General features: G+C 62.2%; 21 protein-coding genes. 12 read left to right on the top strand and 9 right to left on the bottom strand.

Translation table 11 applies throughout. The annotated features are described in order from the left end of the window. The first annotated feature begins 162 nt into the window (after window positions 1–162). Window positions 163–771 carry a GcrA family cell cycle regulator gene (locus LOKVESSMR4R_RS02355; protein WP_087212435.1) on the top strand — a complete coding sequence of 203 codons (609 nt, stop codon included), beginning with the start codon at window positions 163–165 and terminating at the stop codon, window positions 769–771. 63 nt (window positions 772–834) lie between these two features. After that, the gene (gene rimO, locus LOKVESSMR4R_RS02350) at window positions 835–2,226 is read left to right on the top strand and encodes a 30S ribosomal protein S12 methylthiotransferase RimO (protein ID WP_087206135.1); all 1,392 of its coding nucleotides are present in this window, start codon (window positions 835–837) and stop codon (window positions 2,224–2,226) included. A 150-nt stretch (window positions 2,227–2,376) separates the two neighbouring features. Here rimO and LOKVESSMR4R_RS02345 read toward each other — a convergent pair whose 3' ends face one another. Both LOKVESSMR4R_RS02345 and LOKVESSMR4R_RS02340 read right to left on the bottom strand, forming a co-directional pair. Then, on the bottom strand, window positions 2,377–2,601 hold the full coding sequence (locus LOKVESSMR4R_RS02345; protein WP_087206134.1) for a hypothetical protein: 225 nt from the start codon (window positions 2,599–2,601) through the stop codon (window positions 2,377–2,379). A gap of 91 nt (window positions 2,602–2,692) precedes the next feature. Continuing rightward, window positions 2,693–2,959: a DUF6455 family protein gene (locus LOKVESSMR4R_RS02340; protein WP_237331883.1), complete on the bottom strand. Its 267-nt coding sequence runs from the start codon at window positions 2,957–2,959 to the stop codon at window positions 2,693–2,695. Window positions 2,960–3,120: 161 nt separating this feature from the next. On the opposite strand from LOKVESSMR4R_RS02340, the gene trhA reads away from it, so the two are divergent. Then, on the top strand, window positions 3,121–3,759 hold the full coding sequence (gene trhA / locus LOKVESSMR4R_RS02335; RefSeq protein ID WP_087206133.1) for a PAQR family membrane homeostasis protein TrhA: 639 nt from the start codon (window positions 3,121–3,123) through the stop codon (window positions 3,757–3,759). On the opposite strand, the gene LOKVESSMR4R_RS02330 is transcribed toward trhA, so the two are convergent. After that, complete coding sequence (locus LOKVESSMR4R_RS02330) at window positions 3,756–4,475, bottom strand: M48 family metallopeptidase (RefSeq protein WP_087212429.1); 720 nt, start codon at window positions 4,473–4,475, stop codon at window positions 3,756–3,758. The two genes, trhA and LOKVESSMR4R_RS02330, sit on opposite strands and share 4 nt — an antisense overlap. A 104-nt stretch (window positions 4,476–4,579) precedes the next feature. Between LOKVESSMR4R_RS02330 and LOKVESSMR4R_RS02325 the strand changes: the two genes are divergently transcribed. After that, complete coding sequence (locus LOKVESSMR4R_RS02325) at window positions 4,580–4,813, top strand: hypothetical protein (protein ID WP_087206132.1); 234 nt, start codon at window positions 4,580–4,582, stop codon at window positions 4,811–4,813. Further along, on the top strand, window positions 4,810–5,913 hold the full coding sequence (locus LOKVESSMR4R_RS02320) for a class II histone deacetylase (protein WP_087206131.1): 1,104 nt from the start codon (window positions 4,810–4,812) through the stop codon (window positions 5,911–5,913). The genes LOKVESSMR4R_RS02325 and LOKVESSMR4R_RS02320 overlap by 4 nt, the downstream gene beginning before the upstream one ends. Window positions 5,914–5,960: 47 nt before the next feature. Here LOKVESSMR4R_RS02320 and LOKVESSMR4R_RS02315 read toward each other — a convergent pair whose 3' ends face one another. Next, complete coding sequence (locus LOKVESSMR4R_RS02315; protein ID WP_087206130.1) at window positions 5,961–6,230, bottom strand: hypothetical protein; 270 nt, start codon at window positions 6,228–6,230, stop codon at window positions 5,961–5,963. Between the two features lie 208 nt (window positions 6,231–6,438). Here LOKVESSMR4R_RS02315 and LOKVESSMR4R_RS02310 point away from each other — a divergent pair, with 208 nt between their 5' ends. Together LOKVESSMR4R_RS02310 and LOKVESSMR4R_RS02305 are read left to right on the top strand one after the other, a co-directional pair. Beyond that, on the top strand, window positions 6,439–7,017 hold the full coding sequence (locus LOKVESSMR4R_RS02310) for a nitroreductase family protein (protein WP_087206129.1): 579 nt from the start codon (window positions 6,439–6,441) through the stop codon (window positions 7,015–7,017). After that, window positions 7,014–7,700 (top strand): EI24 domain-containing protein, encoded by a 687-nt coding sequence (locus LOKVESSMR4R_RS02305; protein WP_087206128.1) that lies wholly within the window; start codon window positions 7,014–7,016, stop codon window positions 7,698–7,700. The genes LOKVESSMR4R_RS02310 and LOKVESSMR4R_RS02305 overlap by 4 nt, the downstream gene beginning before the upstream one ends. Here LOKVESSMR4R_RS02305 and LOKVESSMR4R_RS02300 read toward each other — a convergent pair. Further along, window positions 7,690–7,974, bottom strand: a complete 285-nt coding sequence (locus LOKVESSMR4R_RS02300) for a DUF1467 family protein (RefSeq protein WP_087206127.1) — start codon at window positions 7,972–7,974, stop codon at window positions 7,690–7,692. The genes LOKVESSMR4R_RS02305 and LOKVESSMR4R_RS02300 overlap by 11 nt on opposite strands. 39 nt (window positions 7,975–8,013) lie before the next feature. Continuing rightward, window positions 8,014–8,418 (bottom strand): methylmalonyl-CoA epimerase, encoded by a 405-nt coding sequence (mce, locus tag LOKVESSMR4R_RS02295; RefSeq protein WP_087206126.1) that lies wholly within the window; start codon window positions 8,416–8,418, stop codon window positions 8,014–8,016. Between the two features lie 128 nt (window positions 8,419–8,546). Between mce and LOKVESSMR4R_RS02290 the strand changes: the two genes are divergently transcribed. After that, on the top strand, window positions 8,547–9,263 hold the full coding sequence (locus tag LOKVESSMR4R_RS02290; protein ID WP_087206125.1) for a response regulator: 717 nt from the start codon (window positions 8,547–8,549) through the stop codon (window positions 9,261–9,263). On the opposite strand, the gene aspS is transcribed toward LOKVESSMR4R_RS02290, so the two are convergent. Beyond that, window positions 9,260–11,038 carry an aspartate--tRNA ligase gene (gene aspS, locus LOKVESSMR4R_RS02285; protein ID WP_087206124.1) on the bottom strand — a complete coding sequence of 593 codons (1,779 nt, stop codon included), beginning with the start codon at window positions 11,036–11,038 and terminating at the stop codon, window positions 9,260–9,262. The genes LOKVESSMR4R_RS02290 and aspS overlap by 4 nt on opposite strands. A 212-nt stretch (window positions 11,039–11,250) precedes the next feature. Between aspS and carB the strand changes: the two genes are divergently transcribed. Beyond that, window positions 11,251–14,583, top strand: a complete 3,333-nt coding sequence (gene carB, locus LOKVESSMR4R_RS02280) for a carbamoyl-phosphate synthase large subunit (protein ID WP_087206123.1) — start codon at window positions 11,251–11,253, stop codon at window positions 14,581–14,583. A 72-nt stretch (window positions 14,584–14,655) separates the two neighbouring features. Further along, the gene (locus LOKVESSMR4R_RS02275; RefSeq protein ID WP_087206122.1) at window positions 14,656–15,774 is read left to right on the top strand and encodes a beta-ketoacyl-ACP synthase III; all 1,119 of its coding nucleotides are present in this window, start codon (window positions 14,656–14,658) and stop codon (window positions 15,772–15,774) included. Here LOKVESSMR4R_RS02275 and arsH read toward each other — a convergent pair. After that, entirely contained in the window at window positions 15,771–16,481 is a 711-nt protein-coding gene (arsH, locus tag LOKVESSMR4R_RS02270; RefSeq protein WP_087206121.1) for an arsenical resistance protein ArsH, read from the bottom strand. The two genes, LOKVESSMR4R_RS02275 and arsH, sit on opposite strands and share 4 nt — an antisense overlap. Window positions 16,482–16,586: 105 nt before the next feature. Between arsH and LOKVESSMR4R_RS02265 the strand changes: the two genes are divergently transcribed. Further along, window positions 16,587–17,210 carry a thymidine kinase gene (locus tag LOKVESSMR4R_RS02265; protein WP_087206120.1) on the top strand — a complete coding sequence of 208 codons (624 nt, stop codon included), beginning with the start codon at window positions 16,587–16,589 and terminating at the stop codon, window positions 17,208–17,210. Window positions 17,211–17,224: 14 nt separating this feature from the next. On the opposite strand, the gene LOKVESSMR4R_RS02260 is transcribed toward LOKVESSMR4R_RS02265, so the two are convergent. Further along, window positions 17,225–19,417, bottom strand: a complete 2,193-nt coding sequence (locus tag LOKVESSMR4R_RS02260) for a primosomal protein N' (RefSeq protein WP_087206119.1) — start codon at window positions 19,415–19,417, stop codon at window positions 17,225–17,227. 84 nt (window positions 19,418–19,501) lie between these two features. Here LOKVESSMR4R_RS02260 and fsa point away from each other — a divergent pair, with 84 nt between their 5' ends. Beyond that, the gene (gene fsa, locus LOKVESSMR4R_RS02255) at window positions 19,502–20,155 is read left to right on the top strand and encodes a fructose-6-phosphate aldolase (protein WP_087206118.1); all 654 of its coding nucleotides are present in this window, start codon (window positions 19,502–19,504) and stop codon (window positions 20,153–20,155) included. Window positions 20,156–20,296: the final 141 nt, after the last annotated feature.

The following is a 20,296-nucleotide window of genomic DNA, read 5'->3' as shown; positions in this document are numbered from 1 at the left end:
CGGTGGCTGGCACAGCTCTGTTGACGCAACACCCTGCCGGAACTTGTGCAAAAGCTGCTTGAGCGCCTTCACATCACCCGTGGCAGTGACTAGTATGGGGGGCTAGACATGGCGTGGCGCGACCCCGAGGGGTATCTGGCCCGCGAAACCGAAGGAAGTCATATGTCCTGGACAGACGAGCGCGTCGAGACGCTCAAGAAGATGTGGGGCGACGGACAGTCGGCCAGCCAGATCGCCAAGGAATTGGGCGGCGTCACCCGCAATGCGGTGATCGGCAAGGTCCATAGGCTGGGCCTGTCCAACCGCGCGGGCACCGGTGCAGCCGCACCTGCCGCCAAACCCGCGCCCAAGGAAAAGCCCGCCGAAACCGCCGAAGCGCCCAGCGCCAAGCCGGTCAGCAAGCCCGCCCCCAAGGCCAAGCCAAGCATGGCCGTCGCCATCAAGGAAGAGCTGGAGCTGGACGAAAACGGAATCCCGATTTCCGCCGCCCGCCGTGCGATCATTCCCGCAGGCCAGCCGCTGCCGCCGCAGCCTTCGGCCAATGAAATCAGCCCCGAGGCGCTGGCCAAGGTCAACGAGGTCGAAAAGACCGCCAAACGGCTGACCTTGATGGAATTGACCGAGAAAACCTGCAAATGGCCCGTGGGCGATCCCGCGACCGAAGATTTCTGGTTCTGCGGCCTGCCGGTCCAGCAGGGCAAACCCTATTGCGAGGCGCATGTCGGCGTCGCGTTCCAGCCGATGTCGGCCCGGCGCGACCGGCGGCGCTAAAATCCCCGTAAGGTGGGTCAAGACCCACCTTACCAGCGCCTCCAGGACCGTCTATAGGGGGCTATGACACAGAATCCGCCTTCTCTCCGCCCCGATCTTGCCCGCGCGCAGGTGACCGACATCCGCCGCGACGGCCAGCCGACCATCGGCATGGTCAGCCTTGGCTGCCCCAAGGCGCTGGTTGATAGCGAACGTATCCTGACCCGCCTGCGCGCCGAAGGCTATGCGATCTCTGCCGATTATGCCGGTGCCGAGGCGGTGATCGTCAACACCTGCGGCTTTCTGGACAGCGCCAAGGCCGAAAGCCTTGATGCCATCGGTGAAGCCCTGCGCGAAAACGGCAAGGTCATCGTCACGGGCTGTCTGGGCGCCGAACCCGATTATATCCGCGAACATCACCCGCGGATTCTGGCGGTGACGGGGCCGCATCAATATGAACAAGTGCTCGACGCCGTGCATCTGGCGGTGCCACCCAGCCCCGACCCGTTCATCGACCTTCTGCCTGCGACCGGCGTCAGCCTGACACCGCGCCATTACAGCTATTTGAAGATTTCCGAAGGCTGCAATCACAAGTGCAAATTCTGCATCATCCCCGATATGCGCGGGCTTTTGACCAGCCGCCCCGCCCATGCGGTATTGCGCGAGGCCGAAAAGCTGGTGCAGGCAGGGGTGCGCGAATTGCTGGTCATTTCGCAGGACACGTCCGCCTACGGGCTGGACCGCAAATACGATCTGAACCCGTGGAAAGGGGGCGAGCTGCGCAGCCATATCACCGACCTGACCCGCGAGCTGGGGCAGCTTGGCGCTTGGGTGCGGCTGCATTACGTCTATCCCTATCCGCATGTGCGCGACCTGATCCCGCTGATGGCGGATTCGACCAATGGCGTATTGCCCTACCTCGACATTCCGTTCCAGCACAGCCATCCCGATGTGCTGCGGCGCATGGCGCGGCCTGCGGCGGGGGCGAAAACGCTGGATGAAATCGCCGCTTGGCGCGCCATCTGCCCCGATATCACCCTGCGCAGCACCTTCATCGTCGGCTACCCCGGCGAGACAGAGGCGGAATTCCAGCATCTGCTTGATTGGCTGGACGCGGCGCAACTCGACCGTGTGGGGTGTTTTCAATATGAAAACGTCGCCGGCGCGCGCTCCAACGCCCTGCCCGACCATGTGGCCCCCGAGGTGAAACAGGACCGCTGGGACCGTTTCATGGCAAAGGCGCAAGCGATTTCCGCCGCCAAACTGGACGCCAAGGTCGGCAAACGGCTGGAGGTCATCGTGGACGACATCGACGAAGACGGCATCGCGACCTGCCGCACCTGGGCCGATGCGCCAGAGATCGACGGCAACCTGTTCATCGACGAAGGAACAGAAGGGTTGTCCGTGGGTGATATCGTGCAGGTTGTGGTGGAGGAGGCGGGGGAATATGATTTGTGGGGTGGTTTGAGCGGGTAGTTTTCGATCCTGTTTCAACATCACCGCAGGATTGCTATCTCGGGCAGGCCGCCAGAAGAACGGCGCTGCGCTCTGCCCAAGTCACGGCACCCCGACAAAAAAGCGCACCGCTCTCGCGATGCGCTTTTGTTCCCTTCCGGCTGGCTTGGCTTAGGACGTGACCTCGCGTGCCGCCGAAAAGCCGCAATCGGCCCCACCGCTGGCGGCGGGCACGGGCGTTGCGGCGGGCATGATGCCGCAGCTTTGCGTGGTGGCGTTGAAACTCATGCCGATAGGGCAGCTTTGGGCCAGCGTGTCGGTCGGGGTCGGCAATTTTGTCTCCTGCGCAAAAGCCGCACCGGGCAGCATCACACAGGCGAAGATGATAGCACGCATGTCAGTCTCCCTTGGTTGACGATGGATCAACCTTAGGACGCTTTGCGCGCGGCACAAAGCTTTCAGATCGTCGCACCCCCAAACGGCGCTGTCAGAGCGCCTGAACGCCGCGCAATTTGGCGAATTCATCGCGGTTTTCGCAATAGTCCGGCGCTTGTGGCAGGGCCGGGATCGCGGCCAGCAGCTTGTCGCATTTGCCGACCTGGCTACAGCCTCGGCAGCGCGTGACCATATCGGCGTATTCTGGGGCGGCGATCTGGCGTGCGTCCAGCGCGGTCGACAGATCGACCCCGCAGGCCTTGGACATCTTGATCACCCGCAGGAAATGTGCGCGCATATCACCCAATATTTGCATCATGAACCTCCATTCATTGCAGCCAGGCTGGCACGGGTTGGTCCTGCGGTCCTTGCTCTGGATCAAATGGGCGGGATCAGACCAGCGCCGGGCCGTGACCTGACGGAACATTTGACCCGCGCGCGGAATCGTCCAGTTTTAAGACACCCCCCGGAGAAAGCGCCATGTACCCGACCCAAGTCAGATCCGAACGTATCGCCGATGGGACGGTCCATGTGATCGGCGTGATCGGTGCCGTGGCGGGCGGGATCATGTTGCTGGGCTGGGCGGCAGGCACGGCAGAAACCGCGCAGATCGCCGCCATCGCGATTTATGCGGCCACGCTGATGGCGACCTTTGTCGCCTCGGCCGCCTATCACCTGACACCTTGGCACCAGGTCCGGCCCTTGTTGCGCCGCGTCGATCATGCCGCGATCTATCTCAAGATCGCGGGGACCTATACGCCGCTGGTGGTGATGATCGGCAGCGGCTTTGCCTATCTGGTGCTGGCCTTAGTCTGGGCGCTGGCGCTGATCGGTGTGGTGCTGAAATTGTTTTTCTGGCGCGCGCCGGGGCGGTTCGGCCCGGCGCTCTATCTGGTCATGGGCTGGCTGAGCCTGGCGCTGATCTGGTCGCTCTGGCCGGTGGTGCCCTTGGCAACGATCGTGCTGATCGCCTTGGGCGGGCTTCTTTATACCGCCGGCGTGCCGTTCTATGCCACCCAGCGCCTATCCTATGCGACGGCGATCTGGCACGGGTTTGTCCTTGTCGCCTCGGCCTGCTTTTACATCGCGATCACGACCGGCGTGGCGGCACAGGGCTAAAGCGTGGCCGCCACCGCACGCACCACGCGCAACCGGTCGGCATTGGCCGGATGCGTGCCAAGGAAACGGTTGCCCGGATCGGGGATTCGGAAAAAGAATTCCGATCCCCGCAACGGATCGAACCCCGCAGCATGGGCAATCCGGGTGCCGGTGGCATCGGCCTCGAGTTCAAAATTGCGCGAATAGGCGCGCGCGCCGACGGTTGCCCCCAATTGCTGGGCGGTCTGCACAGCATCGGGCGAATTGCCGCCCAAGGCCCCGGCCAAGCTGCCGATCAGCGTCGCCCCCAGAACGGCGTTTTGTTGCTGGCGCGCCAGATGGCCTTCGATGTGATGGGCGGCCTCATGCGCCAGAACAAAGGCGATTTCATCGACATTGCGCGCCTCGGCAATCAGCCGCGCGGTAAAGACGATGACAGGGCGGCCATTGCGGTCCAGCGTCTGATAGGCGTTCATCGGCGCGCCGGGCCGGTCATCCACCAGGATCAGGAAATCGCAATTGCTGTTATTGCCGCGCTGCCGGCAAATCTGTTCGGCCACAGGTTCGATTCGTGTCACCGCAATGCGAAAATGCGCCATCGTCTGACCCGCGGGCAGCAAGGGGCCGCTGTCTACGGCAGGCGGGCTGACAGCCGCCCCACCGGACGACTGCGAGACTGTGCCCATAGGCGCGCAACCGGCCAGGACAAAGGCGACAAGAACCGCGACAAGACGCATGCATTTGCTCCGGTTGCTGATGGGATCAGCACGGATCATAGCATGTTGGACCGGTCCTGCCAGTGACGATTGCCTGGGCCCCGATGTCCCGCTAGGCTGGGTCCATGTTTAGCATCGAACACGATTATGACGCGACCGTGGTCACCCTTGTCGACGAGGGCAAGGCACCGTTGCGCGAGGATGTGATCATCAATGCTTTTGATGATTGCGTGACCCTGACCCAATATGACCCGCGCAACGACCGCGACGTGCAGATCACCATGTCCATGACGCAGCTGCGCGACCTGCAAGCCGCGCTCGATTTGCCCGAAGGCATCTACCGGCTGCGCAAGTCATGACGACAGGCTTTTTCTGGGACGAACGCTGTTTCTGGCATGGCGGCGGGAATTACGCGGGCATGTTGCCGGTGGGCGGGCTGGTGCAGCCTCTGGATGGCGGCCTGCCCGAAAGCCCCGAAACCAAGCGCCGGTTGAAGAACCTGATCGAGGTGACCGGTCTGGCCCTCGATCTGGTGATGCAAGGCGCAGATCCTGCGGATAAAGCTGATCTGCTGCGCGTGCATCCGGCGCATTATCTGGACCAGTTCAAGGCGCTCTCGGACGCTGGTGGCGGCGAATTGGGGCGGCGCACGCCCTTTGGCCCCGGCGGATACGAGATTGCGGCCCTGTCCGCGGGGCTGGCCAAGGCCGCGCTATTTGCGGTGCTGCGCAGCGAGATGGACAATGCCTATGCGCTGTCGCGCCCGCCCGGCCACCATTGCCTGCCGGATTTTCCCAACGGGTTTTGTCTTCTCAACAATATCGGCATCGCGATCGAAGCGGCGCGCGCCGCCGGATTGGCGCAGCGTTTCGCCGTGCTGGATTGGGATGTGCATCACGGCAATGGCACCGAGGCTGTCTTTTATGACCGCGCCGATGTGCTGACCGTTTCGATCCATCAAGACCGCAATTATCCGATGGATACCGGCGCTTTTGCCGACCGTGGCACGGGCGCGGGGGCGGGGTGCAACCTCAATATCCCGCTGCCCCCCGGCACCGGGCATATCGGATATCTGGCCGCGATGGACCGGCTTGCCCTGCCCGCGATCCGCGATTTCGCGCCTGATGTGCTGATCATCGCCTGCGGTTATGACGCAGCGGCGAATGATCCTTTGGGGCGGATGCTGGCCACGGCGGATACATTCGCGCAGATGACCGGACAGGTGATGGCGCTTGCGCGTGATACCTGCGGCGGGCGGCTGGTGATGGTCCATGAAGGCGGCTATTCCGAAACCTATGTGCCGTTTTGCGGACATGCGGTGCTGCAACAGATGGCGGGCAGCGCCATTTGCGCCGCCGATCCCTTTGCCGGGGTGTTTCCGCTGCGCCAGCCCGATGCCGGGTTCGATGCCTATCTGGACAATGTGATCGCGCAGATGGAAACCCAGCTACGCGCATGACAAAGGCGCACCCGCAAGGGGCGCGCCTTGATCAATGATTGGCCGCATCAGGTATCGCTAGAGGTCTCCAGCGCCTCGACGACCGGCATCATGTCATTGCCGGTGCACAGGATTTCGACATCGGCTGTGGTTGTCTCTTGCAAAGAGCCGCCCTCCGACAGGGCGACGATCTCGCTCAGCATCGTCTCCTGTTCCAGCAGCGGCATCGCCAGGAATTGCACGCAGGTGATTTCATCGGCGTTTGACAATGTCTGCGCCATACCAGCGCCAGCAGCAAAGGTCAGGGCGAGGGCGGTTGTTGCGAAAATCTTGGTCATGTCTTTTCTCCGTCTCGATTTGGTCTGCGTCATGCGCAGCTGGGGTAACAACAGACAGCGCGCCGATCCGTTCCCGATGTGGCGCTCACGAAAAACACACCCAAAGGTGATCGGCCCCTCTGGCGCGGATCAGCGGCCAGATCCGCTGTCCCGTTGCCAGTCGCGCAGAGAGGCCCTATCACTTCGGCACCCATCCGCAGGAGCCAGCATGCCCGAACAGAACCCCGAAGCGCTTGCCTTTTTGTTGTCGCGCCGGTCGCGGCCGGCCAAGACCTTGACGACACCGGTGCCCGATGCGGCCATGCTGGACACCCTGTTGACCGCCGCCGCCCGGACCCCCGATCATGGCAAGCTGGAACCCTGGCGGTTCATCGTCCTGACCAAGCCCGCCTTGCTGCGTCTGGCCGGTCTGGTGGCCAGTCGCGGCGCGGCGCTGGGTATCGACCCCGACCGCAGCGCCAAGGCGCAGGACCAATATGCGCAGGCCGATCTGGTGGTCGCCGTGGTCAGCAGCCCCAAGCCATCCGACAAGATCCCCCAGATCGAGCAGGTCTATTCCGCCGGTGCGGTCTGTCTGTCGCTGGTCAATGCCGCACTGGCGGCGGGCTGGGGGGCGAATTGGTTATCGGGCTGGCCCAGCCATGACCGCGATTTCATCCGCGACGGGCTGGATCTGGCCGATCACGAAAGCATCGCCGGGCTGATCCATCTGGGCAGCGAAACCAATGCGCCGCCCGACCGGCCACGCCCCGATATCGCCGCGATCACCCGCTGGATGACCGCATGATCCTGTCGTCCTTCCTGCTGGCGCTGGCACAGATGGCGGATCCGCGGTTTCGCAATGTGCTGTGGCGGGGGATCGGGCTGACGATTGCGCTGCTGGTGGGGATCTATGCCGGTCTGCTTTGGCTGATCGGTGTGCTGACCGCCGCACCAATCACCTTGCCCGGCGTCGGGCAGATCACCTGGCTGGGTGACCTGCTGAGCTGGGGATCGCTGGGGCTGATGATCGTGCTGTCGGTCTTTTTGATGGTGCCCGTCGCCTCTGCCATCACATCGCTGTTTCTGGACGAGGTCGCCGCAGCGGTCGAAGACACCCATTACCCAGAGCTGTCCCCGGTCCCCGCCACCGGCCTGGCCGAGGGGTTGCGCGACACGTTCAGCTTTCTTGGCCTGCTGATCATGGCCAATCTGGCGGCCTTTGCCCTTTATGTGATGCTGCCATTCGCGGCGTTTTTCATCTTTTATGCGCTCAACGGGTTCCTGCTGGGGCGGGAATATTTCCAGCTTGCCGCAATGCGCCGGATCGGGCGGGTCGCGGCCCGCAACATGGTCAAACGGCACCAAGGGACGATCTGGCTGGCCGGTTGCCTGATGGCGGTGCCGCTGTCATTCCCCTTTGTCAACCTGCTGATCCCGGTGCTGGGGGCTGCAACCTTTACCCAGCTGTTCCACAAGCTTAATCGCTGACAGCGGCAGGGGCCATCCGGTCAAACATATCGATATCCCGCACGGAAATCACACCAGACAGGATGACCGCCGTGGCGATGCACCACAAAGGCACGGCCCAATAGGTGGTGATCTTCGCCTTGCGGCCGATCTGCGCATCCGCCGGGGCCGAGGCATGGGTGCCCGGCACGATCTCGCCGGTGTCACCCTGGCTGACCATGCGCAGCGGCAGGACGATAAAAAACACCATCGACCAGATGACCATGAACAGAACGATTCCAGATGTAATAGCCAAGGCGCTTCCTTTCGCTGCTCTGCTTCAGATACGCCGATTTCAGACCTGTTCAAGCTCGATCAGACATCCGTTGAAATCCTTGGGGTGCAAAAACAGGACCGGCTTGCCATGGGCGCCGATCTTGGGGTCGCCGCCACCCAGCACGCGCGCGCCTTGGGCCAGCAGGTGGTCGCGGGCGATCAGGATGTCATCGACCTCATAGCAGATATGGTGAATGCCGCCTGATGGATTCTTGTCCAGAAAGCCCTGAATCGGGGATTGCGCGCCCAGAGGATAGAGCAATTCGATCTTCGTGTTCGGCAGGGTGATGAAAACCACCGTGACCCCGTGATCGGGTTCATCCTGCGGCGCGCCGACCTCGGCCCCCAGCATCTGGCGATATTGATCACTGGCCGCCGCAAGATCCGGCACGGCAATGGCGACATGGTTCAGGCGTCCGATCATGGCGATCCTCCTCTATCTGGCTTTCTTATGCCGCAGCGCGGCGCAGCGCGCAACGCATGTCCGCCTTAAGGCTCTGTTCACCCTAACCTGTCCAAACTGCGGGGCCGCCAGTGAAAGGACGAATCGCCATGGATACCACCGACAGCGTTTTGCTGACCCGCACACCAACCGCGCAACGGCCCTTGCTGGGGCTGACCGTGCTGCTTGTCGAAGACAGCCGTTTTGCCAGCGAAGCCGTGCGCCTGCTATGCCTGCGGTCAGGCGCGCGCATCCGCCGCGCCGACAGCCTGCAAACGGCGCAGCGGCATCTGGCCGTCTACCGGCCCTCTGTCTGCCTGGTCGATCTGGGGCTGCCGGATGGGTCGGGGCTGGACCTGATCCGCGATCTGGCGCGCGGCGGCCCGCGCATTCCGGTGATCATTGGCACCAGCGGGGATGAAACGGCGCATGATGCGGTGATCCGCGCCGGCGCTGACGGGTTCCTGGCCAAACCGATCGATAATCTGGCAGCTTTTCAGACGGCGATCCTGCAACATCTGCCCGCAGACCGGCAACCGCCCCGGCCCCGCGCCTTGCCCGACGAACGGGTGGAACCGGACCGGATTGCGCTGCGCGATGACCTGTCGCAGATCGCGCGGCTGCTGGGCCAGCCCCAGCCAGACCGGTCGCTGTCCTATGTCATGCAATTTCTGGGCGACGTGGCGCGCAATGGTAAGGATAATGACCTGTCGCGTGCGGTGCGCGCTGTGGAAATCACACGCAACCGGTCGCAGAACCCGCACGCCGATATCGCAGCGCTGTCGCAGCTGGTGCAACAGCGCCTGGCAGCCAGCGGGCCGCTTTAGCTTTCGGGGGGCAGCACGCGCAGGCGCAATTCGCGCAATTGTTCGTTCATCGGCTCTGACGGGGCGCCCATCATCAGGTCTTCGGCGCGCTGGTTCATCGGGAACATGATGACTTCGCGGATATTGGATGCATCGGCCAGCAACATCACGATCCGGTCGATCCCCGCCGCACAACCGCCATGGGGCGGCGCGCCATATTGGAACGCATTGACCATGCCGCCGAACCGCTTGCGCACCTCGTCTTCGCCGTAACCTGCAATCTCGAAGGCTTTGAACATGATCTCGGGCTTGTGGTTACGGATCGCGCCGGACACAAGTTCATAGCCATTGCAGGCCAGATCATATTGATAGCCGCGCACCGCCAAAGGATCACCCAGCAAAGCGTCCATCCCGCCTTGGGGCATGGAAAACGGGTTATGTTCGAAATCGATCTTGCCGGTCTCAGTATCCTGTTCGTAGATCGGGAAATCCACGATCCAGGCAAAGGCGAACCGGTCCTTGTCGGTCAGGCCCAATTCATCGCCGATCACTGTGCGGGCACGGCCCGCGACAGCCTCGAAGGCCTTGGGCTTGCCGCCAAGGAAAAACGCCGCATCGCCAAGGCCGAGGCCCAGCTGCTGGCGGATCGCCTCGGTCCGCTCTGGCCCGATGTTCTTGGCCAGGGGGCCTGCGGCTTCGATGCCTTCGCCCTGATCGCGCCAGAAGATATAGCCCATGCCGGGCAGACCCTCTTTCTGGGCAAAGGCATTCATACGGTCGCAGAATTTGCGCGACCCGCCGGTAGGGGCGGGGATGGCGCGGATCTCGGTGCCGTCCTGTTCCAGAAGCTTGGCAAAGATCGCAAAGCCAGAATCGCGGAAATGGTCGGACACCACCTGCATCTTGATCGGGTTGCGCAGATCGGGCTTGTCGGTGCCATACCACAGGGCGGCATCTTTATAGGAAATCTGTTCCCATGTCTGGTCGACTTTGCGGCCGCCGCCGAATTCCTCGAAAATCCCGCCAATCACCGGCTGGATCGTGTCAAAGACATCCTGCTGGGTGACAAAGGACATTTCCAGATCAAGCTGGTAGAAATCCGTGGGGCTGCGGTCGGCACGCGGGTCTTCGTCGCGGAAACAGGGCGCGATCTGGAAATATTTATCATAGCCCGACACCATGATCAGCTGCTTGAATTGCTGCGGCGCCTGCGGCAGCGCATAGAACTTGCCCGGATGCAGGCGGCTTGGCACCAGAAAATCGCGTGCACCTTCGGGGCTGGAGGCGGTGATGATCGGCGTCTGATATTCGCGGAACCCCTTGTCCCACATCCGCCGCCGCATCGAGGCCACGACATCGGACCGCAGTTTCATATTGGTCTGCATCGCCTCGCGGCGCAGGTCGAGGTAACGGTATTTCAGCCGCGTTTCCTCGGGATATTCCTGATCGCCGAACACCATCAGCGGCAATTCCTTGGCCGCGCCCAAAACCTCGATCTCGCGGATAAAGACCTCGATCTCGCCGGTGGGCAGTTTGGGGTTCACCAATGCAGCATCGCGGGCCTTCACCTCGCCGTCGATCCGGATGCAATATTCCGACCGCAGCTTTTCGACATCGGCAAAGGCCGCGGAATCGGGATCGCACAGCACCTGCGTGATCCCGTAATGGTCGCGCAGATCAATGAACAAAATCCCGCCATGGTCGCGCACCCGATTGACCCAACCGGACAGACGCACGGTTTTGCCGACATCGGCGGCGGTCAGATCGGCACAGGTATGGCTGCGATAAGCGTGCATGATGGGTGTCCTTTGGCGAAAATACAGGCCCGCCCGATACACCCCTTTGGCCCGCCCGTGTCAACCACTGCTTAATCCAAGGCCAAGTATCCCCGCCTGCGGCGTCAAAATAGCCTGATTTTCACTTTGCGCCGGATCAGCCAGACAAGCCCTTGCACATGTGCGCGTCATCCCTATAACCCACGACAATTTGCACATCAGGGGGCAGGACGATGCCAAAGCGGACCGACATCAAATCAATCATGATCATTGGCGCGGGTCCCATCATTATCGGGCAGGCCTGCGAATTCGATTATTCCGGCGCACAGGCCTGCAAGGCCCTGCGCGAAGAAGGCTATCGGGTGATCCTCGTCAATTCCAACCCGGCCACGATCATGACCGATCCGGGCCTGGCCGATGCCACCTATATCGAACCGATCACGCCGGAAATCGTCGCCAAGATCATCGAAAAGGAACGCCCCGATGCTTTGTTGCCCACGATGGGCGGGCAAACCGGGCTGAACACCTCGCTGGCGCTGGCCGATATGGGCGTGCTGGAAAAATTCGGGGTCGAGATGATCGGCGCCAAACGCGAAGCCATCGAGATGGCCGAAGACCGCAAACTTTTCCGCGAGGCGATGGACCGTCTCGGCATCGAAAACCCCAAGGCCACGATCATCACCGCGCCCAAGGGCGACAATGGCAAGCGCGACATCAAGGCGGGGCTGCAACTGGCCATCGACGCCATCGAATATGTCGGCCTGCCCGCGATCATCCGCCCCGCCTTTACCCTTGGCGGCACCGGCGGCGGCGTGGCCTATAACCGTGAACAATATGAATATTATTGCCGCACGGGGATGGAGGCGTCACCCGTTGGGCAGATTCTTGTCGATGAATCCCTGCTGGGCTGGAAAGAATTCGAGATGGAGGTCGTGCGCGACAAGGCCGACAACGCCATCATCGTCTGCGCCATCGAAAACGTCGATCCGATGGGCGTGCATACCGGCGATAGTATCACTGTCGCCCCTGCCCTGACCCTGACCGACAAGGAATACCAGATCATGCGCAACGGCAGCATTGCCGTTCTGCGCGAAATCGGCGTCGAAACCGGCGGGTCCAACGTGCAATGGGCGATCAACCCCGCCGATGGCCGCATGGTCGTGATCGAGATGAACCCGCGGGTATCGCGGTCCTCGGCGCTTGCGTCCAAGGCCACCGGTTTCCCGATTGCGAAAATCGCGGCGAAACTGGCAGTGGGCTATACGCTGGATGAATTGGACAATGATATCACCGGCGTCACGCCCGCGTCTTTCGAGCCGACGATTGATTATGTCGTCACGAAAATCCCGCGCTTTGCCTTTGAAAAATTCGCAGGTTCCGAACCGCATCTGACCACGGCGATGAAATCCGTGGGCGAGGCGATGGCCATTGGCCGCACCTTCCACGAATCGATGCAAAAGGCGCTGGCCTCTATGGAAACCGGCCTGACGGGGTTCGACGAAATCGCCATCCCCGGCGCGCCCGACGCCGCCGCCATCACCAAGGCACTGGCCCAGCAGACCCCGGACCGTATCCGCGTCATTGCGCAGGCCATGCGCCACGGCATGTCGGATGAGGATATCCATGCGGTCACCAAATTTGACCCATGGTTCCTAGCCCGCATCCGCGAGATTATTGACGCCGAGGCCGAGATCCGCAAATCCGGCCTGCCGGTGACCGAAACCGGCCTGCGCCGTATCAAGATGATGGGTTTCACCGATGCCCGTCTGGCCAATCTGACCGGCCGGTCAGAGGATAACGTCCGCCGCGCGCGCCATAATCTGGGCGTCACGGCCGTGTTCAAACGCATCGACACCTGCGGCGCGGAATTCGAGGCGCAGACGCCTTATATGTATTCCACCTATGAAACCCCCGTCATGGGCGAGGTCGAATGCGAGGCCCGCCCATCGGATCGCAAGAAGGTCGTCATCCTTGGCGGCGGCCCGAACCGGATCGGGCAGGGGATCGAATTTGATTATTGCTGTTGCCATGCCTGCTATGCCCTGACCGATCAGGGCTATGAGACGATCATGATCAACTGCAATCCCGAAACCGTTTCCACGGATTACGACACATCGGACCGGCTCTATTTCGAGCCGCTGACCTTTGAACATGTGATGGAAATCCTGCGGGTCGAACAGGAAAACGGCGTGCTGCATGGTGTGATCGTGCAATTCGGCGGGCAAACGCCGCTGAAGCTCGCCAATGCTTTGCATGATGCGGGGATCCCGATCCTTGGCACCACGCCCGATGCCATCGATCTGGCCGAAGACCGCGAACGGTTCCAGCAGCTGGTGCAGAAACTGGGGCTGAAACAGCCCGTCAACGGCATCGCCCATTCCGACGCCGAGGCCTTCGAGATCGCCAAGACCATCGGTTTCCCGCTGGTGATCCGCCCATCCTATGTGTTGGGGGGGCGCGCGATGGAAATCGTGCGCGATCAGGCGCAGCTGGAACGCTATATTTCGGACGCCGTGGTCGTATCGGGTGACAGCCCGGTCTTGCTTGACAGCTATCTGTCGGGCGCGGTCGAGGTGGATGTCGATTGTCTGTCCGACGGCAATGCCACCCATGTTGCCGGCATCATGCAGCATATCGAAGAAGCGGGTGTGCATTCCGGTGACAGCGCCTGTTCGCTGCCGCCCTATTCGCTGTCGGCGGCGATGATCGCGGAAATCCGCAGCCAGACCGAAAAACTGGCCAAGGCGCTGAATGTCGTCGGGCTGATGAATATCCAATTCGCCGTCAAGAACGAAGAAGTCTATCTAATCGAGGTGAACCCCCGCGCCTCGCGCACCGTGCCTTTCGTGGCCAAGGCCACCGATAGCGCCATTGCATCCATCGCCGCACGGCTGATGGCGGGCGAGCCTTTGTCCAATTTCCCGCTGCGCGCGCCCTATCCGGTCACCGAAAACCCGATGGATGTGCTGCCTTTGGGCGATGCCTTCACGCTGGCCGACCCCAACACCCCGTGGTTTTCGGTGAAAGAGGCCGTGCTGCCCTTTGCCCGTTTCCCCGGCGTTGACACGATCCTTGGCCCCGAAATGCGGTCTACCGGCGAAGTCATGGGCTGGGACCGGTCCTTTCCGCGTGCCTTCCTCAAGGCGCAGATGGGTGCGGGCACCAACCTGCCCACGACAGGGACCGTGTTCATTTCGATCCGTGACGAAGACAAGACGGCCGATATGGTCGAAGCGGGAAAAATCCTGCTATCGCTTGGGTTTCAGATCGTGGCGACGCGCGGCACCGCCGGTTGGCTGACCGAACAGCAGATTGAGTGCGAGATCGTCAACAAGGTCTATGAAGGCGGGCTGACCATCGTTGATCGGCTCAAAGACGGCCATATCGCGCTGGTCTTCAACACCACCGAAGGCGCCCAGGCGGTCGAGGACAGCCGCGACATCCGTGCCGTCGCGCTGTATGACAAGATCCCCTATTTCACCACCGCCGCCGCCAGCCATGCCGCCGTGCTGGCCATGCAGGCCCGCGAAGAGGGCGATATCGGCGTGCGCGCCTTGCAGGGCTAAGACGACGCCGCGTTCCATTGGACAATCCGGCCCGCGCAGCCCTAGGTTGGCGCAGGATTTACGAGAGCGGATATGTACAAGGCAGCCATCACCGGAACCGGGGTTTTCACCCCGTCACAGGCCATTACCAATGACGAATTGGTCGCGGCCTTCAACGCCCATGCCGACCTGTGGAACGCGCAACATGCAGATGCCATCGCGGCGGGCGCGGTTGCGGCGAAACCGCATTCCTCGGCAGACTTCATCCTTGCCGCCTCGGGGATCGAACAGCGCTATGTGCTGGACAAATCCGGGCTGATGGACCCCGCGCGCATGTTTCCGCGTCTGCCGCAACGCCCCGATGACGCGCCGGGCTATATGGCCGAAATCGGTCTGGACGCCGCGCAAAAGGCGCTGGCGGCGGCGGGCGTCGATGCCGCCGACGTCGATCTGGTGATCTGTGCTGCATCCAATATGGAACGCGCCTATCCGGCGATTGCGGTGGAAATCCAGCAGCTTTTGGGCGCGGGCGGCTTTGCCTTTGACATGAATGTCGCCTGTTCAAGCGCGACCTTCGGCATCCAGACCGCCGCCGATATGATCCGCGCGGGCTCAATCCGCCGCGCGCTGGTGGTGAACCCCGAGATTTGCAGCGCCCATCTGGAATGGCGCGACCGCGATTGCCATTTCATCTTTGGCGATGTGGCGACAGCGACTTTGCTGGAACGCGACGAGGGCCTGACCGCCCCGCATTTCAAACTGCGATCCACCCGCTGCGCCACGCAATTCAGCAACAATATCCGCAACAACAACGGCTATCTGCGCCGCACCCATGACGCGATGGAGGACCGCCGCGACATGCAATTCATGCAAAACGGGCGCAAGGTCTTTAAAGAGGTGCTGCCGCTGGTCAGCCAGCATATCGCCGACCATCTGCAGGCCGAAGGCGTGGCTGCCGACAGCCTGCGCCGTCTTTGGCTGCATCAGGCCAACAAGACGATGAATGATTACATCGGCCGCAAAGTGCTGGGCCGCGTGCCCACAGCGGATGAGCAGCCCAATATCCTGCAAGATTACGCCAATACGTCATCGGCGGGGTCGATCATCGCCTTTGCCAAACATTCCGCCGATCTGGTGGCAGGTGACAAAGGGCTGATCTGTTCCTTCGGGGCCGGCTATTCGGTGGGATCGGTGATCGTGGAACGGGCCTAACCGCTGACCCGCTGATGCACATCCTGCAAGCTCTCGACCCGTTCGGAATAGCGATCCGTCAGCATCTTGTCGCGGCTGCGGGTCATCAGGGTAAAGCGGGCCAGTTCCTCCATCACATCGACGATCCGGTTGTACAGCGGCGATGGCTTCATCCGCCCATCCTCGAATTCCTTCCATGCCATCGGGACGGATGATTGGTTCGGGATCGTGATCAGCCGCATCCAGCGCCCCAGAATCCGCATCTGGTTGACCGTGTTGAAGGATTGCGACCCGCCCGAAACCTGCATCAGCGCCAGCGTCTTGCCCTGCGTCGGGCGGATGCCACCGATGGGCGACAGCGGCAGCCAGTCGATTTGGGTTTTCATGATACCCGTCATCGCGCCATGCCGTTCGGGGCTGGACCAGACCATGCCCTCGGACCAAAGCGCAAGCGCGCGCAATTCGGCGACCTTGGGATGGTCGGCATCGACGCCGTCATCGGGCAATGGCAGGCCCGCAGGGTCGAAAAACCGCGTCTCGCAGCCCAGCGCGCGCAGCACCCGCGCGCCTTCTTCGGCGCAGAGCCGCGAATAGCTCAGCGGGCGCAGCGATCCATAGAGCAACAAGATCCGCGGCGGATGGCCCGCATCATCCGGCCCCGCTAGGGCGGCATGGTCCAAGGGCTGCAAGGCGCCTTGTGTGATATTGGGCAGGTCGGACAGGTCCATCGGCGTCTCTTTCGCTGGGGCGTGTCAGAAGATCTATCACACCCGTCGCGGCTGAACAGGGCGCAGGGTCTTGCCAAGGCGGCGCGGGCAAGGCAAATCAACGCGATGGCCAAGCTTTATTTCAATTATTCCACCATGAATGCGGGCAAATCGACTGTCTTGTTGCAGGCGTCGCATAATTACATCGAACGCGGGATGCAGACCTATCTGATGATCGCGCAGCTGGATCATCGCGCCGGGCGTGGCCGGATCGGCAGCCGGATCGGGATTGGTGCCGATGCCGATACTTTCGCCCCCGGCGAGGATCTGTTTGCCAAGATCAAGGCCCGGCTGGACTCTGGCCCCTGCGCCTGCGTCTTCATCGACGAGGCGCAATTTCTGGACCCCGATCAGGTCTGGCAACTGGCCCGCGCGGTGGATGATCTGGGCGTGCCGATCATGACTTTTGGCCTGCGCGTGGATTTTCTGGGCGCGCTGTTTCCCGGCTCTGCCGCGCTGCTGGCGCTGGCGGATGAAATGCGCGAGGTCCGCACGATCTGCCATTGCGGCAAGAAGGCGACGATGGTTGTGCGCAAGGATGCCCAAGGCCGCGTGATGACAGCCGGCGACCAGATCGTCATTGGCGGGAATGATCGCTATGTGTCGCTCTGCCGTCGTCACTGGCGGCAGGAAATGGGCGAGGTCGTGCCGGAAAAGAAAAACTTTTCAGCCTCCGGCGGGGATATTTAGGCTCGGAAGATGGGCTAGTAGAAGCTTTGCGGGTCGATGTCGATTGCAAGACGCAGGTTCGCGGGCAGCCGGAATTGCGCGACCCATTGTGCAAGGGCTGACTGCAGTGGCGCGGATTTATCGGCCTTGACCAGCAGCCGCAGGCGGTGTTTGCCGCGCACCCGCGCGATCGGGGCGGGGGCCGGGCCAAAGACCTGCGCCCCGATCCGGGCCAAGGGCGCGTCGCGCCGCGCCATGTCATTGCCCAGATCGAAGAGCGCCTTGAGATCCGGCCCGCTGAGGATGATCCCCGCCATCCGCCCGTAAGGCGGCACGCCTGCGGCGCGGCGCTCAGTCGCCTCGGCCGACCAGAAGCTTTCCTCATCCCCGTTCAGGATCGCATGGATCACCGGATGATCGGGCTGATAGGTCTGCAACAGCGCCGCACCGGGCGTTGCGGCGCGCCCGGCGCGGCCTGCGACCTGTCGCATCAGCTGGAAGGTCCGTTCAGCCGCCCGCAGGTCGGAGCCTTGCAGCCCAAGATCGGCGTCGATCACCCCGACCAGCGTGAGATGCGGAAAATTATGCCCTTTGGCGACCAATTGCGTGCCGATGATGATATCGGTGCCGCCTTGGGCGATCTCGGCGATATGGGCCTTCATCGCGCGGGCCGATCCATAGAGATCCGATGACAGCACCGCGATCCGCGCTTGGGGGAAGAGCGCGGCGACTTCTTCGCCCATCCGTTCCACGCCGGGGCCGACAGCGGCAAGTTTGTCGGCGGCCCCGCAGGCGGGGCAGATCACGGGGATCGGTTTGGTTTCGCCGCATTGATGGCACATCAGCCGGTTTTGAAACCGGTGTTCGACCATCCGCGCATCGCAATGATCGCAGCCGATCTGATGCCCGCAGGCCCGGCAGAGCGTGACCGGCGCATAGCCGCGCCGGTTCAGAAAGATCAGCGATTGTTCGCCTTTCTCCAGACGGTCGGCGATGGCATCGCGTAGGGTGGGTGAAACCCACCGCCCCTGCGGCAATTCCTCGACCCGCATATCAATGGCGGCCATTTCCGGCATGACAGCTGCGCCGAACCGTGCGGTCAGGTCCAGCCGCGCATATTTGCCCGCCTGCGCATTGGCCCAGCTTTCAAGGCTGGGTGTGGCCGAGGCCAGCACCACCTGCGCCCCGCAAAGCGCGGCGCGCAGCACCGCCATGTCGCGGGCGTTATAAAGCACGCCGTCTTCTTGTTTATAAGAGGTGTCATGTTCTTCATCGACCACGATCAGCCCCAGGTTCTGGAACGGCAGGAACAGGGCCGATCTTGCGCCGACCACCAGCTGCGCATCGCCCTGCCCGACCATCCGCCAGCAGCGCCGCCGCTCGGTCATGGTCACGCCCGAATGCCATTCGGCGGGCCGCATCCCGAAACGTGCCTCGACCCGTTCGATGAATTCGCCTGACAGGGCGATTTCGGGCAAAAGCACCAGCGCCTGTTTGCCCATGCGCAGGGCTTCGGCGACGGCCTCGAGATAGACCTCAGTCTTGCCGGATCCGGTCACGCCTTTCAGCAGGGTCGTGCCATAGCCATCCTTGCGCAAAGCCGTGCGCAAAGCTGCGGCGCCCGCGGCCTGATCGGGGTTCAGCGCCTTGCCGCCATAATCGGGATCAAGCCGCGGATAGGGCGTGTCGCGCGGTGCGTCTTCTTCTAGGACCGCCCCTTGGGCGACCAGCCCCTTGACCACCGATGTGCCGACATCCGCCGCCTCGGCCAATTCGCCAAGGGTAAAGGCCAGCCCGCCATAATCGCGCAGCACCCCCAGCACCTTGTCGCGGGCGGCGGTTTTGCGGTCGGGGTCGCGGGGGCCAAGGCGGTAAACCTTGCGCATGGAAGGCGCATCGCCAAGCCCCGGCGCGCGGGTGCCAAGGCGCAGCATCGCCGGCATCGGCGTCAGCGTGTAATCGGCGGCACGGGTCAGGAAATCGCGCATTTCCTGGCGCATCGGTGCCACGTCCAGCACGCGGATCACCGACCGGATCTTTGCATGGTCGTAATCGCCCTGCCCCGGCCCCCAGACGACGCCCAACACCTTGCGCGGCCCCAGCGGCACCTCGACAAAGGCACCCAGATGGCAGCCGCCTTCGGGGGCCTTGTAATCCAACAGCCGGTCAAGCGGTTGGGTCGTCAGCACGCCGACCAGATCGCCTTGGGGGAAATAGCTAGGGATCATATCCGCCTTTTGAGGGTTCACGCTGCTTGCGTCCTCAGGTAAACGCTGGACCAACAAACACCAACCCATCCCCGGAGGGAAGTTATGAAGTTTTTCGTCGACACGGCCGAGCTTGACCAGATCAAGGAACTGCACGATCTCGGCATGGTGGACGGGGTCACCACGAACCCGTCGTTGATCGCGAAATCGGGGCGCAATATCCTCGAGGTCACCAAGGAAATCTGTGATCTTGTCAAAGGTCCGGTATCGGCCGAAGTCGTCGCATTGGATGCAGAAACGATGCTGGCCGAAGGCCGCAAGCTGGCCAAGATCGCCGATAATATCGCGGTCAAGGTGCCGCTGACCTGGGCCGGTCTGAAAACCTGCAAGACCTTGTCGGATGAGGGGATCATGGTCAATGTGACCCTGTGCTTTTCGGCCAATCAGGCGCTGCTGGCGGCCAAGGCGGGGGCGACTTTCATCAGCCCCTTTATCGGGCGGCTGGATGATATCAATATCGACGGTCTGGAATTGATCGAGGATATCCGTACGATCTATGACAATTACGGGTTCAAGACGCAGATCCTTGCCGCCTCGATCCGCACCGCCAACCATATGTCCGATTGCGCCAAAATCGGGGCTGATGTGGCCACTGCACCGCCTGCGGTGATCAAGGCGATGGCGAACCATATCCTGACCGACAAGGGTCTGGCAGGGTTCATGGCCGATGTGGAAAAAGCAGGTATCAAGATCCTGTGACGCGACAGCCGTAGGGTGGGTCTTGACCCACCTTACCTGCCCGCTTGGCAAAAACGCCACGCCCTGGCGGAATGCCGAAAAAAGTTGCGGCATCCTGCCCGCAGACCTGCTAGTTTGTGACAAAACAAAAGCAGAGCAGGC

It is taken from the genome of Yoonia vestfoldensis (assembly GCF_002158905.1).
Lineage (GTDB): Bacteria > Pseudomonadota > Alphaproteobacteria > Rhodobacterales > Rhodobacteraceae > Yoonia > Yoonia vestfoldensis_B.
The sequence above is the reverse complement of the archived record's forward strand: the minus strand, read 5'-3'. Positions and strand labels throughout refer to the sequence as shown.

What these genes read in the sequence shown, in the direction of transcription:
- LOKVESSMR4R_RS02340 (WP_237331883.1), bottom strand. Translation starts at nt 2,959, where the DNA reads ATGATGCAAATATTGGGTGATATGCGCGCACATTTCCTGCGGGTGATC.
- aspS (WP_087206124.1), bottom strand. Translation starts at nt 11,038, where the DNA reads ATGCACGCTTATCGCAGCCATACCTGTGCCGATCTGACCGCCGCCGAT.
- LOKVESSMR4R_RS02325 (WP_087206132.1), top strand. Translation starts at nt 4,580, where the DNA reads ATGTTTAGCATCGAACACGATTATGACGCGACCGTGGTCACCCTTGTC.
- LOKVESSMR4R_RS02330 (WP_087212429.1), bottom strand. Translation starts at nt 4,475, where the DNA reads ATGCGTCTTGTCGCGGTTCTTGTCGCCTTTGTCCTGGCCGGTTGCGCG.
- LOKVESSMR4R_RS02345 (WP_087206134.1), bottom strand. Translation starts at nt 2,601, where the DNA reads ATGCGTGCTATCATCTTCGCCTGTGTGATGCTGCCCGGTGCGGCTTTT.
- rimO (WP_087206135.1), top strand. Translation starts at nt 835, where the DNA reads ATGACACAGAATCCGCCTTCTCTCCGCCCCGATCTTGCCCGCGCGCAG.
- LOKVESSMR4R_RS02290 (WP_087206125.1), top strand. Translation starts at nt 8,547, where the DNA reads ATGGATACCACCGACAGCGTTTTGCTGACCCGCACACCAACCGCGCAA.
- LOKVESSMR4R_RS02305 (WP_087206128.1), top strand. Translation starts at nt 7,014, where the DNA reads ATGATCCTGTCGTCCTTCCTGCTGGCGCTGGCACAGATGGCGGATCCG.
- LOKVESSMR4R_RS02320 (WP_087206131.1), top strand. Translation starts at nt 4,810, where the DNA reads ATGACGACAGGCTTTTTCTGGGACGAACGCTGTTTCTGGCATGGCGGC.
- fsa (WP_087206118.1), top strand. Translation starts at nt 19,502, where the DNA reads ATGAAGTTTTTCGTCGACACGGCCGAGCTTGACCAGATCAAGGAACTG.
- LOKVESSMR4R_RS02315 (WP_087206130.1), bottom strand. Translation starts at nt 6,230, where the DNA reads ATGACCAAGATTTTCGCAACAACCGCCCTCGCCCTGACCTTTGCTGCT.
- trhA (WP_087206133.1), top strand. Translation starts at nt 3,121, where the DNA reads ATGTACCCGACCCAAGTCAGATCCGAACGTATCGCCGATGGGACGGTC.
- LOKVESSMR4R_RS02275 (WP_087206122.1), top strand. Translation starts at nt 14,656, where the DNA reads ATGTACAAGGCAGCCATCACCGGAACCGGGGTTTTCACCCCGTCACAG.
- LOKVESSMR4R_RS02310 (WP_087206129.1), top strand. Translation starts at nt 6,439, where the DNA reads ATGCCCGAACAGAACCCCGAAGCGCTTGCCTTTTTGTTGTCGCGCCGG.
- LOKVESSMR4R_RS02355 (WP_087212435.1), top strand. Translation starts at nt 163, where the DNA reads ATGTCCTGGACAGACGAGCGCGTCGAGACGCTCAAGAAGATGTGGGGC.
- carB (WP_087206123.1), top strand. Translation starts at nt 11,251, where the DNA reads ATGCCAAAGCGGACCGACATCAAATCAATCATGATCATTGGCGCGGGT.
- arsH (WP_087206121.1), bottom strand. Translation starts at nt 16,481, where the DNA reads ATGGACCTGTCCGACCTGCCCAATATCACACAAGGCGCCTTGCAGCCC.
- LOKVESSMR4R_RS02265 (WP_087206120.1), top strand. Translation starts at nt 16,587, where the DNA reads ATGGCCAAGCTTTATTTCAATTATTCCACCATGAATGCGGGCAAATCG.
- mce (WP_087206126.1), bottom strand. Translation starts at nt 8,418, where the DNA reads ATGATCGGACGCCTGAACCATGTCGCCATTGCCGTGCCGGATCTTGCG.
- LOKVESSMR4R_RS02260 (WP_087206119.1), bottom strand. Translation starts at nt 19,417, where the DNA reads ATGATCCCTAGCTATTTCCCCCAAGGCGATCTGGTCGGCGTGCTGACG.